Here is a 14,122-nt window from a genome sequence, read left to right on the forward strand (position 1 = left end):
GAGCTGCCATGCTCAGCCTGCCCCTTCATGCCCCGCCAGCAGCGCCGCTGCAGCCTTCCTTGGCCACAGGGCCAGCGCGTTTCGGATTCTGGATGGCGCGCGCCACGGCCGCGTTGCCCACCCGCGGGAATGCACCCAAGGCGTCCGAGCCCGACCTGCGCGATCTCGACCAGCGCGTGCGCGAATCCGGCGAATGGTGAAAGCGGCAGCCGGCAGTCGGGCCTGCCGCCGGCACCGATCCGCGGGTTGATGCCCATCCGGGCGGCAGAGGTGCGTCGATAAAATGGATTTTTCCCGCGCCTTCGGAAACGTCCCTTGTCACGCCTGCCCGTCCTGCATCAGTATTTCCTCCCCAAGCGGGCCCTGACCCGTTTCGCAGGACGCGTCGCCGGCCGCGAACGCGGCGAGCGCACCACCTCGATCATCCGGTGGTTCGTCAGCAAGTACGGCGTGAACATGGACGAGGCAGCCACGCCCGACATCACCGCCTACCCGACCTTCAACGATTTCTTCACCCGCGCCCTGCGTCCCGGTGCGCGTCCGATCGCCGATGCGGACCTGACCAGCCCGGTCGACGGTGCGATCAGCCAGTTCGGCGCGATCGAGCAGGGCCAGCTGTTCCAGGCCAAGGGGCACCGCTACACGACGCAGGCACTGGTCGGAGGCGATGCGGACCTGGCCCGCCGTTTCGACAACGGCCACTTCGCGACCATCTATCTCAGCCCGCGCGACTACCACCGCATCCACATGCCCTGCGACGGCCGGTTGCGCCGGATGGTCTACGTGCCGGGCCACCTGTTCTCGGTCAACCCGGCGACGGCCCGCGGCGTGCCGGGCCTGTTCGCCCGCAACGAGCGGGTGGTCTGCCTGTTCGAGGGCGCGCAGGGCCCCTTCGTCATGGTGCTGGTCGGCGCCACCATCGTCGGCAGCATGCAGACCGTCTGGCACGGCACGGTCAATCCGCCGCGCGGCAAGGATGTGAAGGCCTGGGACTATGCCGACGGCGAAGTCGTGCTGGAGCAGGGCGCCGAGATGGGCCGCTTCCTGCTCGGGTCCACCGTGGTGCTGCTGTTTCCGCAGGGGCCGCTGGTCTTCAATCCCGCCTGGGCGCCGGGCGGCACCGTGCGGCTGGGCGAGCCGATGGCGGCGTTCGGACCGTCGGACCGCTGATTTTTCGACCGAGTGCTGCAGACGCTGCCTCGATGCTTTCGACTCTCCATCCATCCCTTCTGACATGACCCCTACGGATTCCTTGCGTCGCGGCAGCGCGGCGCTGTCGCTCGTGCTCCTGACCGCCTGTGCCGGTAATGGTGGCTCGGCGCCCGCCGCTGCACCCGCCGCGCCGCCTGCCCCGGCCGCTGCGGCCCGTCCGCCGGCACCGGCACCGGTCGCCGTGGCGCCGGACCCGGCCATGCTCGATCCGGTGGTCCTGGAGTTCGAAAAGACCGGTACGGCCCTGTCCGAACCCGCCCGTGCAACCCTCGTGCGGCTGGCGGAGCGGGCCCAGGCGGCACGCCGGATCGTCGTCACCGGCTACGCGGACCGGGCGCTGGGCGCCAACGCGCGGGAGACCGCGGTCACGCGGGCGACCGCCGTGCGCAACGAACTCGCGAAGGCCGGCATCCCGGCGGCCCGCATGCGCATCAAGTACGTGACCAGCCAGCCGCGCCATGCGGTCGAGGTCGAGCTCGACGACGTCGCGCCGGCACGCGGGCGCTGACGGCACGACGCCGGTCCGGAGGGCACCGGCCCGGTTGCGGAGGCGGCGCCTGCGTCACTGCGGCGGAATTCCTACAATGCCGCTCTCGCCCCGCCGTTCCTCGCTTTTCCTTTCCCCATGCCCAATCTCATCGTCCACGGCGGAACGCCGTTGCGCGGCCGTGTCGTGCCGTCGGCCAACAAGAACGCCGTGCTGCCGATCCTCTGCGCCACGCTGCTGACCAGCGCGCCGCTGCGGCTCCACGGGGTGCCGGACATCACCGACGTCGCCAAGATCCTGGCGATCTTCCGCACGCTGGGCAGCGAAGTGCAATTGGATGCCGACACCCGCACGCTCGACCTGCACCACCGCGCCACCGCGTTCGACCCGGGCGCCCACCGGCTGCCGGAGGAGATGCGCTCGTCGATCATGCTGGTGCCGCCGCTGCTGGCGCGTTTCGGCGTGGCGCGGCTGGAGGACAACGTGAAGGGCTGCACGCTCGGCGTGCGCGAGATCGATCCGCACGTGGAAGTGTTCCGGCGCTTCGGCGCCCAGGTGGAACGGGCCGAAGGCTCGCTGATCGTGCGCAGCGGCGACGGCGGCCTGGCGCCCAACGACCACTGGCTCGACTACGCCTCGGTCACCACGACCGAGAACTTCGTGCTGTGCGCGGCGGCGACCACCGGCGGCAGCTCGACCCTGACCAATGCGGCGTCGGAGCCGCACGTGCAGGAGTTCTGCCGCTTCATGCAGATGATCGGCGTGCGCATGGAAGGGGTCGGCACCTCGCGGCTCACGGTATACGGCGGCGCGGCGCTGCACGGCGGCGAGTTCCGCTTCGACGAGGACTTCCACGAGATCACCACCTTCCTCGCGCTCGGCGCGATCACCGGCGGCGAGGTCGAGGTGCAGAACCATGCGCCGGAGCAGTTCCCGCTGATCGACCGCACCTTCGAAAAGTTCGGCGTGCGGGTGGAACACCGCGATGGCTGGTCGCGCGCGGTGACCGACGGTCCGCTGCGGGTGCAGACCCCCTTCACCGCCAACGTGCTGACCAAGGTCGAGGCGGCGCCCTGGCCGTATTTCCCGGTGGATCTGCTGCCGATCTTCATTGCGCTGGGCGTGCGCGCCCAGGGCAACGCGATGTTCTGGAACAAGGTCTACGACGGCGCGATGGGTTGGACCGGCGAACTGTCGAAGTTCGGCGCCCATGTGTTCCAGTCCGATCCGCACCGGCTGGTCACCTTCGGCGGCGGGCCGCTGACGCCGGCGGTCGTCGACAGTCCCTACATCATCCGGGTGGCGATCGCGCTGTTCATGGTGGCGGCGAGCATTGAGGGGCGCTCGGAGATCTGCCACGCCGGCCCTATCCGCCGGGCGCATCCGAAATTCGTCGAGAACCTGCGCAGCCTGGGCGCGCAGGTCGAGTGGACCGCCGGCGACTGAGCCGCGCGGGTCCGCGCCGCAGTCACCGTCAGCGCGGCTGCAGGTGCCCGAGCGGCAGCGCGCCGCCGGACTTGACCTCGCCCAGCGAGAAGCTGGTGTGCAGGTCCTTCACGAAGGGCAGGTTGGCCAGCCGGTGCAGCGCGAAGCGCGAGAAGCTGTCCAGGTCCGGCGCCACGACCTGCAGCTCGAAGGTGCCGGTGCCGCTGATGTAGTGGCAGCTGGTCACTTCCGGCAGCTGCCGCACCGCTTCTTCCAGCTGGCGCATCGCGTCGCCCGAATTGCGCTCGGCATCGAGCCGCACGAAGGCCAGCACGCCCAGCCCGATCTTCTGGCGGTTGAGTTCGGCACGGTAGCCGACGATGAAGCCGGCCGTCTCCAGCGCCCGCACCCGTCGCCAGCAGGGCGCGGCCGACAGGCCCACGCGCTGGGCCAGTTCGGCATTGGTGAGCCGGGCGTCGGCCTGCAGCTCGCGCAGGATGGCCAGGTCGAATTTGTCGAGTGTGTCCATGAATCGGCAGATTATGGAAAGGATCTTGCGCAAGAGGGTATTTTCAGGGCAACGAACGCAAACACCTGTCGGGCACGGACACCTACACTGGTCCCAGAACAGGCGCACCGCGCCATGGAGACACGCCCGATGAACGCCCCCCTGCCCGACCACGTCCTGCGCGCCCTGCAGACCGCCACGCTCGACGACAAATACGCCCTCGACCACGGCCCCGCCTTCATGAGCGGCATCCAGGCGCTGGTCAAGCTGCCGATGCTGCAGCGCCTGCGCGATGCGAAACAGGGTAGGAACACCGCGGGCTTCATCAGCGGCTACCGCGGCTCGCCGCTCGGCGGCTACGACCAGGCGCTGTGGAAGGCGTCGAAATACCTGCAGGCGCAGAACATCGTCTTCCAGCCCGGGGTGAACGAGGAACTCGGCGCCACCGCCGTCTGGGGCACGCAGATGCTCGGCTACGCGCCGCAGGACGCCCGCAAGTTCGACGGCGTCTTCGGCATCTGGTACGGCAAGGGCCCGGGCGTGGACCGCTGCTCCGACGTGTTCAAGCATGCCAACATGGCCGGCACGACCGAATGGGGCGGCGTCATCGCGGTGGCAGGCGACGACCACATCAGTAAGAGCAGCACCGCCGCCCACCAGAGCGACCACATCTTCAAGGCCTGCGGCTCGCCGGTGTTCTTCCCGTCGACCGTGCAGGAGATCCTGGATCTCGGTATCCACGCCTTCGCGCTCAGCCGCTTCTCGGGCGTCTGGTCGGGCCTGAAGACGATCCAGGAGATCGTCGAGTCGAGCGCCACCGCGATGATCGACCCGGATCGGGTGAAGATCGTGACGCCCGAAGACTTCCAGATGCCGCCCGGCGGCCTGCACATCCGTTGGCCCGACGCGCCGCTGGAGCAGGAAGCCCGGCTGATGCACTACAAGTGGTATGCGGCGCTGGCGTACATCCGGGCCAACCGGCTCAACCACAACGTGATCGAGGGGCCTAACGATCGCTTCGGCATCATGGCCAGCGGCAAGGCGTACAACGACACCCGCCAGGCGCTGATCGACCTCGGCCTCGACGACGCCACCTGCCGCCGGCTCGGCATCCGGGTGCACAAGGTCGGCGTGGTCTGGCCGCTGGAAGCGCAGCTGACCCGCGATTTCGCCACCGGCTTGCAGGAGATCCTGGTGGTCGAGGAGAAGCGCCAGGTCATCGAATACCAGCTGAAGGAAGAGCTCTACAACTGGCGCTCCGACGTCCGGCCCAACGTGGTGGGCAAGTTCGACGAGGGCGAGGTGCATGCGGCCGAGGGGTACTCCGGCGGCGAATGGTCGATGCCCAACCCGACCTCCCACACGCTGCTGCGCGCCAACGCCGACCTGTCGCCCGCGCTGATCGCCCGCGCGATCGCCGCGCGGCTGAAGAAGACCGGCCTGCTCGCCGCCGCCGGCGCCGACATGGCGGCCCGCATCGACGCGCAGCTCGCGGTGCTGGAGGCCAAGGAGCGCGCGATGCAGGTGCTGCACGTCGGCGGCGTGCAGGGCGCCGAGCGTACGCCCTGGTTCTGCTCGGGCTGCCCGCACAACACCAGCACCGTGGTGCCCGAAGGCTCCCGCGCGATGGGCGGCATCGGCTGCCACTACATGGCGACCTGGATGGACCGCCAGACCATCGGCTTCACCCAGATGGGCGGCGAGGGCGTGCCCTGGGTCGGCCAGCAGCCGTTCCTGAAGGACACCCACATCTTCGCCAACCTGGGCGACGGCACCTACTTCCACAGCGGCCTGCTGGCGATCCGCCAGAGCATCGCCGCGGGCGTCAACATCACCTACAAGATCCTCTACAACGACGCGGTCGCGATGACCGGCGGCCAGACCGTCGGCGAGCGGCCCGAGGGCCACAGCGTGCTGCAGATCGCCCAGAGCCTGCAGGCCGAGGGCGTCGCGAAGCTGGTGATCGTGAGCGACGAACCGGAGAAGTACGACGGCGTGCAGGTCGCCGGCAATCCGCGCGTCTACCACCGCGACGACCTGGATGCGGTGCAGCGCGAGCTGCGCGAGACGCCCGGCACCACCGCCATGGTCTACGACCAGACCTGCGCCACCGAGAAGCGCCGGCGCCGGAAGCGCGGCACTGCGGTCGATCCCGCCAAGCGGGTGGTGATCAACGAGCTGGTCTGCGAGGGCTGCGGCGACTGCAGCGTGCAGAGCAATTGCCTGTCGGTCGAGCCGGTGGAGACGCCTTTCGGCCGCAAGCGCACCATCAACCAGAGCACCTGCAACAAGGACATGAGCTGCCTGAAGGGCTTCTGCCCGAGCTTCGTGACGGTGGAGGGTGGCCAGTTGAAGAAGAACAAGGGCAAGGGCGCCGCCGCACCGGCGCCCGCATCGCTCGGCGAGCTGCCGGAGCCGGCGCTGCCGGTGCTCGCCGCGGGCGGTGCACCCTGGGGCATCGTGGTCGCGGGCGTCGGCGGCACCGGCGTGATCACCATCGGCCAGCTGCTCGGCGTGGCCGCGCACCTGGAAGGCAAGGGCATCGTCACGCAGGATGCGGCCGGCCTCGCGCAGAAGGGCGGCGCCACCTGGAGCCACGTGCTGATCGGCGCGCAGCAGGACGACATCCGCACCACCCGCGTCGGCACCGCCGCCGCTGACCTGGTGCTGGCCTGCGACCCGCTGGTCGCGGTGCACGACGAGACGCTGCAGCGCATGCGCGAGGGCCGCACCCACGTCGCGCTCAACGGTCACGGCACGCCGACGGCGGCCTTCGTGCGCAATGCCGACTGGCAGAACCCGGCCGACGCCTGCGCTGCGCAGGTGGCGCGCGTGGTCGGCGCGGAGGCGGTCGGCGCCTTCGACGCGGACGCCGCCGCGACGCGGCTGATGGGCGACACACTCTACGTCAACCCGATGCTGCTCGGCTATGCCTGGCAGCGCGGCTGGATCCCGCTGTCGCTGGCAGCGCTGATGCGGGCGATCGAGCTGAACAACGTCGCGATCGAGGCCAACAAGACCGCCTTCGCCTGGGGCCGGCAGGCCGCCGTGCGGCCCGAAGCGGTGCGGGCGCTCGCCGAGCCGGGCCAGGTGATTGCCTTCACGCCGCGCGAAACGCTGGAGACGCTCGTCAAGCGCCGCGCCGCCTTCCTTGCCGACTACCAGAACGCCGCCTACGCCGCGCAGTACACCGCCTTCGTGGACCGGGTGCGGCAGGCCGAGGCACCGCTCGGCAAGACCGCGCTCGCCGAAGCGGTGGCGCGCGGCCTGTTCAAGCTGATGGCGTACAAGGACGAGTACGAGGTGGCGCGGCTGCACACCGACCGCAGCTTCCGCGACCGGATCGACGGCATGTTCGAAGGCGACTACACGCTGCACTACCACCTGGCGCCGCCGCTGCTTGCCAAGAAGGACGCGCAGGGCCGGCTGCAGAAGCGCAAGTTCGGACCCTGGATGCTGCGCGCCTTCGGCGTGCTGGCAGCGCTGCGCGGCCTGCGCGGCACCGCGCTCGACCCGTTCGGCTACACCCACGAGCGCCGCACCGAGCGGGCGCTGGTCGGCGAGTACCGGGCCGGCGTGGAGGAGCTGCTGACCACGCTCGACGCCGGCAACCATGCGCTGGCGCTGGAAATCGCCCGCCTGCCCGAGCAGATCAAGGGCTACGGCCATGTGAAGGAGCGCAACCTTGCCGCGGTGCGGCCGCGCTGGGAGGTGCTGCGCCAGCAGTGGCGCCAGCCGGCAGCGGACCGCCGGGCGGCCTGAGGGTTGCGAGCCAAATCGGCCCGCAGCGCCCACGCTGCCTGCGCATGCTGCTATTGAAGATGTAGCAACGGCGCCCCGATAGACCCCCGCTGCCTGCGGGTTCCCCGGGGCGTGCCGCAGGGGGCGCCGCATACAATCCGCGGTTCGCCCCGGGGGTGCGGCGCCTGCTGCGCCCCCTAACCGGCTCCCCTGCGGAGCCCTCGTGGAGTCACCCCCGTGTTCATTTCTTCCGCTTTCGCCCAGGCCGCGCCGGCCGCTGCCCCTGCCGGCGGCATGATGTCCTCGATCACCGGCATGCTGCCGCTGCTGCTGATGTTCGTCGTGCTGTATTTCGTGATGATCCGGCCGCAGATGAAGCGCCAGAAGGAGCACCGCGCGATGATCGAGGCGATCGCCAAGGGCGACGAAGTCGCGACCGCCGGCGGCATCATGGGCCGCGTCACCCAGCTCGCCGAAGGCAACGTGTCGATCCTGATCGCACCGAACGTCGAAGTGCAGATCCAGCGCAGCGCCATCGCGCAGGTGCTGCCCAAGGGCACGGTCAAAGTCTGACCCCCCGTTTCTTGCTCACTTCGTGTAGCCGAATCCCCCCCTTCCAGGGGGGCGACACCGGCGGACCGGCGAAGCCGGCTCCGCGGTGTCCCTGGTAGGGGCAGACGCTCCGCCATGTGTCCTGCGCCGCGGCGCCAACAGGTCCACGCATCATGAACCGCTATCCCGTCTGGAAGTACACGATCCTGGTGATCGTGCTGCTCGTGGGCATCCTCTTCACCCTGCCCAATTTCTTCGGCGAGGCGCCGGCCGTGCAAGTCTCGGCGGCCAAGACCGCGGTGAAGGTCGACGAGGCGACCCGCGGCCGCGTCGAGGAGACGCTGAAGGCCGCCGGCCTGCCCGCCGACGGCGTGACGCTCGACGGCAATTCGGTGCGCGCCCGCTTCGCGACGCCCGACGACCAGCTGCGCGCCCGCGACGCGATCCAGCGTGCGCTGGTGCCGGACGCGAACGATCCGTCGTACATCGTCGCGCTCAACCTGATCTCGCGGTCGCCCGCCTGGCTGACCGCCATCGGCGCGGTGCCGATGTACCTGGGCCTGGACCTGCGCGGCGGCGTGCACTTCATGCTGCAGGTCGACATGGCCGCGGCGCTCGACAAGAAGGCCGAGTCCTTCGCCGGCGACCTGCGCAGCCTGCTGCGCGACAAGAACATCCGCCACGGCGGCATCGCCCGCGACGGCCAGACGATCACCGTCGCGGTGCGCGACGACGCCACCGCCACCGCGGTGCGCAACGTGTTCGCCGACAGCCTGCCCGACCTGGCCGTGACGGCCTCCGGCGAAGGTGCCGACCAGCGCCTGGTCGCCCGCATCAAGCCCGAGGCGGTGCGCAAGGTGCAGGACCAGGCGCTCAAGCAGAACATCACCACACTGCACAACCGGATCAACGAACTCGGCGTGGCCGAGCCGGTCATCCAGCAGCAGGGCCTGGACCGCATCGTGGTGCAGTTGCCCGGCGTGCAGGACACCGCCAAGGCCAAGGACATCCTGGGCCGCACTGCCACGCTGGAAGTGCGCATGGTCGACGAAGGCGGCGAGGCGCGCGCGGCCGAGCGCAATGCCGGCGCGGTGCCGTTCGGCTCCGAGAAATACCTGGAGCGCAGCGGCGCACCGCTGGTCGTGAAGAAGCAGGTCGTGCTGACCGGCGAGAACCTGACCGACGCCCAGCCCGGCTTCGACAGCCAGACCCAGGAGCCGACCGTCAACCTCACGCTCGACGCCAAGGGCGCCCGCATCTTCCGCGACGTGACCCGCGAGAACATCGGCAAGCGCATGGCGATCATCCTGTTCGAGAAGGGCAAGGGCGAGGTCGTGACCGCGCCGGTGATCCGCTCGGAAATCTCCGGCGGCCGGGTGCAGATCTCCGGCCGCATGACCTCGGTCGAGGCCAACGACACCGCGCTGCTGCTGCGTGCCGGCTCGCTCGCCGCCCCGATGGAGATCATCGAGGAGCGCACCATCGGCCCGAGCCTGGGCGCCGACAACATCTCCCGCGGCTTCCACAGTGTGGCCTGGGGCCTGGCGGCGATCGCCGTCTGCATGTGCGTGTACTACGCCTTCTTCGGCGTGATCTCGAGCATCGCGCTGCTGGTCAACGTGGCGCTGCTGGTGGCGCTGCTGTCGATGCTGCAGGCGACCCTCACGCTGCCGGGCATCGCCGCCATGGCGCTGGCGCTCGGCGTGGCGATCGACTCCAACGTGCTGATCAACGAGCGCATCCGCGAGGAACTGCGCAACGGCGCCTCGCCGCAGGCGGCGATCCACGCCGGCTACGAGCGGGCCTGGGCGACCATCCTGGACTCCAACGTGACGACGCTGATCGCCGGCCTGGCCCTGCTGGCCTTCGGCTCCGGCCCGGTACGCGGCTTCGCGGTGGTGCACTGCATCGGCATCCTGACCAGCATGTTCTCGGCCGTGTTCTTCTCGCGCGGACTGGTGAACCTCTGGTACGGCCGCCGCAAGAAGCTCAAGAGCGTGTCGATCGGCACCGTCTGGAAACCCGAGACATGAGCACGCCCCCAGGCTTGCCCACTTCGTGTGGCCGCCAACCCCCTCGCCGGGGGCAACACCAGCGGCCCGGCAAAGCCGGTTCCGCGGTGTTCGCTGAAATGAATGCAGGGCGGCACCCGCACCCCATCAAGGAATAGCATGGAATTCTTCCGTATCCGCCGCGACATCCCGTTCATGCGCCATGCGGTGATCCTGAACGCGGTCTCGATCCTGACCTTCGTTGCCGCCGTCTTCTTCCTGTTCCACCGCGGGCTGCACCTGTCGGTGGAATTCACCGGCGGCACGGTGATGGAAGTCACCTATTCGCAGCCGGCCGACCTGGAAAAGGTGCGCGCCACCGTCGCGGGCCTGGGCTACCAGGACGTGCAGGTGCAGAACTTCGGCAATGCGCGCGACGTGATCATCCGCCTGCCGGTGCAGAAGGGCACGACTTCAGCCCAGCAGAACGAGCGCGTCATCGCCGCGCTGAAGGCCGACACCGCGGCCGGCCCCGACGCCACGCTGCGCCGCACCGAATTCGTCGGCCCGCAGGTCGGCGAGGAGCTCGCCGCCGACGGTCTGAAGGCGCTGGCGATGGTGGTGGTCGGCATCATGGTCTACCTGGCGTTCCGCTTCGAATGGAAGTTCGCCGTTGCCACCGTGCTGGCCAACCTGCACGACGTGGTGATCATCCTGGGCTTTTTCGCCTTCTTCCAGTGGGAGTTCTCGCTCGCGGTGCTGGCCGCGGTGCTGGCGGTGCTGGGCTACTCGGTCAACGAGTCGGTCGTGATTTTCGACCGGGTGCGCGAGACCTTCCGCCGCCAGCGCCGGATGGATACCGAGGCGGTGATCAACCACGCGATCACCTCCACCATCAGCCGGACCATCATCACCCACGGCTCGACGCAGCTGATGGTGCTGTCGATGTTCTTCTTCGGCGGCCAGACGCTGCACTACTTCTCGCTGGCCCTGACCATCGGCATCCTGTTCGGCATCTACTCGTCCTGCTTCGTGGCTGCCGCCATCGCCATGTGGCTGGGCGTGAAGCGCGAGGACCTGGTGAAGGCGCCGCCGAAGAAGGAAGGCGAGGCGGGCGACCCCAACGCCGGCGCGCAGGTCTGAACGCCATGCGCAGCGTCTTCCACCTCGCGATCCACGTCCGCGACCTCGACGCGGCCCGCGACTTCTACGGCCGCATCCTCGGCTGCACCGAAGGCCGCAGCACCGACACCTGGGTGGACTTCGACTTCTTCGGCCACCAGCTGTCGCTGCACCTCGGCGAGCCCTTCGCCACCGCCAGCACCGGGCGCGTCGGCGACAAGCTGGTGCCGATGCCGCACTTCGGCATCGTGCTGCTGCTGCCCGACTGGCTCGCGATGGCCGAGCGGCTGCAGGCCGCCGGCACCGACTTCGTGCTGGCTCCGCAGGTGCGCTTCGAGGGCGAGCCGGGCGAGCAACGCACCATGTTCTTCCTCGACCCGTTCGGCAATCCGATCGAGGTGAAGGGCTTCAAGAGCTGGGACGCGGTGTATGAGAGCACCCCCCGGCTTATCACGCCGCTGCGCGGCGTGTAACGCCACCCCCTGAGGGGGAGACCCCGCCTGCCGCCGGGAGACCCGTCGTCGGCGGGTGGCTGAAATATGGCTGCGCTTGACCGTCCCGCTGTGGCAAATCAGGCCCGCGCCACGCGCTGGAACAGGCCGCCGGCGACGCGGACCACCCGGTCGTCGAGTTCGAGTTCCAGCAGCCGCACCTGCAATTCGGCGGTCGGGATGCCGGTCCGGGCCACCAGCGCATCGAGGCCGACGACGTCCCAGCCCAGGGCGTCGAGCAGCGGATCGTCGCCGTCCGCTGCAATTTGAGAGGGTTTTGGGCCTCCAGCGCACGTTCCGCCTGCGCCATCCGCTATCGAAATGGTAGCAGCGGGCAGCCGCAGTTCCTCCCGCACGTCCTGCGCCGACTCGACCAGCTTGGCGCCCTGGCGGATCAGCGCATGGCAGCCGCGCGACTGCGGGTTGTGGATCGAGCCCGGGATCGCGAAGACCTCCTTGCCCTGCTCGACCGCGCACTGGGCGGTGATCAGCGACCCGGACGGCTGTGCCGCCTCGACCACCAGCGTGCCGAGCGACAGGCCGGCGATCAGCCGGTTGCGCTTGGGGAAGTTCGCAGCGAGCGGCGGCGTGCCGATCGGGTATTCGCTCACCAGCAGGCCCTCGGCCGCGATGCGGCGGGCGAGCGCCAGATGGCGGCGCGGATACACCCGGTCGAGCCCGGTGCCGACCACGGCGATGGTCGCCGGCCCGGTGCCGCCACCGGCGGCGGCCGCACCCTCCAGCGCGCCTTCGTGCGCCGCGGCGTCGATCCCCAGCGCCAGGCCCGAGACGACCGCGAGCCCTTCGGTCGCGAAATGCCGCGCGAAGGCATGGGCGTTCTGCGCGCCCTGCGGGGTGGGATGGCGGGTGCCGACGATCGCGATCGCCGTGGCCGGCGGCAGCCGGTTGCCCATCAGGTAGAGCGCCACCGGCGGGTCGGCCATCGCGAGCAGGGCCGGCGGATAGGCCGGATCGCCCAGCGGCGCGAAGCGGCGGGCGGGGCCGCCGTCGCCGGCGCCCTGCAGCCAGGTCCAGGTCGCCTCGACCAGCGCCGCATGGCCGAGGGGCGGCGCGCGCAGGGCCCGCACCTGGGCCGGTCCGATCACTGCGCCGAGCGCCGCATCCGTCGCATCGAACACCGCCGGCGGCAGGCCGAAGGCCGCCAGCAGTCGGCGCACCGACACCGGCCCGAGGCCCGGTGTCTCGGTCAGCCGCAGCCAGTCCGCGAGTTCGTCGCGCTCCACGGCGGATGCTCCGCTCAGTCCGGCAGGACCAGCCGGTCGCCGACCTTCACGCCGGTGCGGATGTCCAGGATCAGCGCATAGGACACGCGCTCGAACGGCCGGAACACCATCAGCAGGCCGTTGCGCTCGTCGGGCAGCTTGATCGATGCGCGGCTCGGATCGGTCTTGTCGACGATCCGGGCGCCTTCGGACAGGATCGCCAGCACGTGGCCGCTCTCGATGCCGTCGCGGGTGCCCTTGTTGATCGCGACGACCTGGCTCTGGGCGCCGTTGGCCACCGCGCTGCCGTAGATCGACACCACCCGCGCGTTGTCGACCGGCACCTCGGGCGCGCGCGGCACGTAGCTGACCGCCATCGGCGCCGGTTCGGGCAGCAGCCGGTCGCCGACCCGCATCTCCTCCTTGGAGCCGACGATGTCGAGCGAGGCCGGCACGATCTCGTCGAGCTGCTTGCCGTCGCGCAGCGTGGACTGGGTCGTCTCGCCGCGCAGCAGCCGGGCCTGGCCGACGTACTGCGCCTCGTAGCCGAGGATCTCGCCGGTCGCCGGGTCCTTCAGCGGCACGGTGTTGCGGAACACCCGGAAGTCGTGCGGCTGGCCGGCGGCGGTCGTCATCGGCCCGGTGTTCGGGGCGCTGCGGGCGTAGGCGCGGTCGCCGCGGGCGAGCAGCACCCGGTCGTCCAGCGTGGCGACCAGCCGCGGCGCGCGGTCGAAGGAGGCGGCATCCACCACCAGCGGCTCGGCCAGGAACGGGTCGATGAACTGCGGCCGCAGCGTGGCGAGAGCGCTGTCGGCGAGGCTACCGTAGCGCGTCGCGGGGCTGACCCGCACCGTGCCGCCGTCGAGGCCGGCGTCGCCGCCCGGCCGGCTGGTGCGCAGCCGCGCACGGCCGCCCGTGCGTTCCAGGTACAGCGTCTGGCCGGGGTAGATGCGGTGCGGGTTGCGGATCTCGGCGAGGTTCATGCCCCACAGCTCGGGCCAGCGCCAGGGCCGCAGCAGGTACAGGCCCGAGATGTCCCAGAGCGTGTCGCCACGCTTGACGACGTACACATCCGGCGCATTGGGCGCCAGTTCGCCTTCGGGGATGCCGGTCTGGGCGGTGGCCTGCGCCACGGCCCGCTGCTGCGGGGTGACCGGATAGTCTTGGGCGGCGGCCGGCAGGGAGCACAGCAGGACCGACAGGCCCAGGCCGGCGGCGGCGCACATCGTGGTCATCTGTCGCATCGGCACCAGGCTCCCGGGTGAGCGGCCGCCCACGGCGCGCCGCAAAAAGTCGTTACAAACAGCGCCCGATTCTGCGCGCATGCCCTTGACGGGGCAACGATTATGGGCGACCGGTCCGCGGCCCCC

Annotated in this window: 12 protein-coding genes; 9 read left to right on the forward strand and 3 right to left on the reverse strand. The window is 70.1% G+C overall.

Features of this window, described 5'->3' with window-relative positions:
* Positions 1-8 precede the first annotated feature (8 nt).
* The 4 genes from QZ500_RS09715 to QZ500_RS09730 all read left to right on the forward strand — a co-directional run bounded on the left by QZ500_RS09715 (position 9) and on the right by QZ500_RS09730 (position 3,145).
* Positions 9-200, forward strand: a complete 192-nt coding sequence (locus tag QZ500_RS09715) for a hypothetical protein (protein ID WP_295854383.1) — start codon at positions 9-11, stop codon at positions 198-200.
* Between the two features lie 115 nt (positions 201-315).
* A complete protein-coding gene (gene asd, locus QZ500_RS09720; protein WP_295854386.1) occupies positions 316-1,170 on the forward strand; it encodes an archaetidylserine decarboxylase in 855 nt (284 codons plus the stop codon).
* Between the two features lie 64 nt (positions 1,171-1,234).
* The gene (locus QZ500_RS09725) at positions 1,235-1,720 is read left to right on the forward strand and encodes an OmpA family protein (RefSeq protein WP_295854390.1); all 486 of its coding nucleotides are present in this window, start codon (positions 1,235-1,237) and stop codon (positions 1,718-1,720) included.
* 117 nt (positions 1,721-1,837) lie between these two features.
* A complete protein-coding gene (locus tag QZ500_RS09730; protein WP_295854393.1) occupies positions 1,838-3,145 on the forward strand; it encodes a UDP-N-acetylglucosamine 1-carboxyvinyltransferase in 1,308 nt (435 codons plus the stop codon).
* 28 nt (positions 3,146-3,173) lie between these two features.
* On the opposite strand, the gene QZ500_RS09735 is transcribed toward QZ500_RS09730, so the two are convergent.
* Entirely contained in the window at positions 3,174-3,653 is a 480-nt protein-coding gene (locus tag QZ500_RS09735) for an Lrp/AsnC family transcriptional regulator (protein WP_295854396.1), read from the reverse strand.
* 129 nt (positions 3,654-3,782) lie between these two features.
* On the opposite strand from QZ500_RS09735, the gene QZ500_RS09740 reads away from it, so the two are divergent.
* The 5 genes from QZ500_RS09740 (at position 3,783) to QZ500_RS09760 (ending at position 11,511) form a co-directional block, all read left to right on the forward strand.
* On the forward strand, positions 3,783-7,394 hold the full coding sequence (locus QZ500_RS09740) for an indolepyruvate ferredoxin oxidoreductase family protein (protein ID WP_295854430.1): 3,612 nt from the start codon (positions 3,783-3,785) through the stop codon (positions 7,392-7,394).
* A gap of 216 nt (positions 7,395-7,610) precedes the next feature.
* Positions 7,611-7,946 carry a preprotein translocase subunit YajC gene (gene yajC, locus QZ500_RS09745; RefSeq protein ID WP_295854432.1) on the forward strand — a complete coding sequence of 112 codons (336 nt, stop codon included), beginning with the start codon at positions 7,611-7,613 and terminating at the stop codon, positions 7,944-7,946.
* A 152-nt stretch (positions 7,947-8,098) separates the two neighbouring features.
* Positions 8,099-9,958: a protein translocase subunit SecD gene (secD, locus tag QZ500_RS09750; RefSeq protein WP_295854435.1), complete on the forward strand. Its 1,860-nt coding sequence runs from the start codon at positions 8,099-8,101 to the stop codon at positions 9,956-9,958.
* A 138-nt stretch (positions 9,959-10,096) separates the two neighbouring features.
* Positions 10,097-11,059, forward strand: coding sequence for a protein translocase subunit SecF (gene secF / locus QZ500_RS09755; protein ID WP_295854438.1), 963 nt, complete (start codon positions 10,097-10,099; stop codon positions 11,057-11,059).
* A 5-nt stretch (positions 11,060-11,064) separates the two neighbouring features.
* Positions 11,065-11,511 (forward strand): VOC family protein, encoded by a 447-nt coding sequence (locus QZ500_RS09760; RefSeq protein ID WP_295854442.1) that lies wholly within the window; start codon positions 11,065-11,067, stop codon positions 11,509-11,511.
* A gap of 98 nt (positions 11,512-11,609) precedes the next feature.
* Here the strand turns inward: QZ500_RS09760 and dprA are convergent, their stop codons facing one another.
* Both dprA and QZ500_RS09770 read right to left on the reverse strand, forming a co-directional pair.
* The gene (gene dprA, locus QZ500_RS09765; protein WP_295854445.1) at positions 11,610-12,773 is read right to left on the reverse strand and encodes a DNA-processing protein DprA; all 1,164 of its coding nucleotides are present in this window, start codon (positions 12,771-12,773) and stop codon (positions 11,610-11,612) included.
* A 14-nt stretch (positions 12,774-12,787) separates the two neighbouring features.
* Entirely contained in the window at positions 12,788-13,978 is a 1,191-nt protein-coding gene (locus tag QZ500_RS09770) for a LysM domain-containing protein (RefSeq protein ID WP_295854687.1), read from the reverse strand.
* Positions 13,979-14,122 lie beyond the last annotated feature (144 nt).

Source organism: uncultured Xylophilus sp. (assembly GCA_913776965.1).
Classification (GTDB): Bacteria; Pseudomonadota; Gammaproteobacteria; order Burkholderiales; family Burkholderiaceae_C; genus Xylophilus.

What these genes read in the sequence shown, in the direction of transcription:
- secF (WP_295854438.1), top strand. Translation starts at nt 10,097, where the DNA reads ATGGAATTCTTCCGTATCCGCCGCGACATCCCGTTCATGCGCCATGCG.
- QZ500_RS09725 (WP_295854390.1), top strand. Translation starts at nt 1,235, where the DNA reads ATGACCCCTACGGATTCCTTGCGTCGCGGCAGCGCGGCGCTGTCGCTC.
- QZ500_RS09735 (WP_295854396.1), bottom strand. Translation starts at nt 3,653, where the DNA reads ATGGACACACTCGACAAATTCGACCTGGCCATCCTGCGCGAGCTGCAG.
- QZ500_RS09760 (WP_295854442.1), top strand. Translation starts at nt 11,065, where the DNA reads ATGCGCAGCGTCTTCCACCTCGCGATCCACGTCCGCGACCTCGACGCG.
- QZ500_RS09715 (WP_295854383.1), top strand. Translation starts at nt 9, where the DNA reads ATGCTCAGCCTGCCCCTTCATGCCCCGCCAGCAGCGCCGCTGCAGCCT.
- QZ500_RS09770 (WP_295854687.1), bottom strand. Translation starts at nt 13,978, where the DNA reads ATGTGCGCCGCCGCCGGCCTGGGCCTGTCGGTCCTGCTGTGCTCCCTG.
- QZ500_RS09730 (WP_295854393.1), top strand. Translation starts at nt 1,838, where the DNA reads ATGCCCAATCTCATCGTCCACGGCGGAACGCCGTTGCGCGGCCGTGTC.
- QZ500_RS09740 (WP_295854430.1), top strand. Translation starts at nt 3,783, where the DNA reads ATGAACGCCCCCCTGCCCGACCACGTCCTGCGCGCCCTGCAGACCGCC.
- secD (WP_295854435.1), top strand. Translation starts at nt 8,099, where the DNA reads ATGAACCGCTATCCCGTCTGGAAGTACACGATCCTGGTGATCGTGCTG.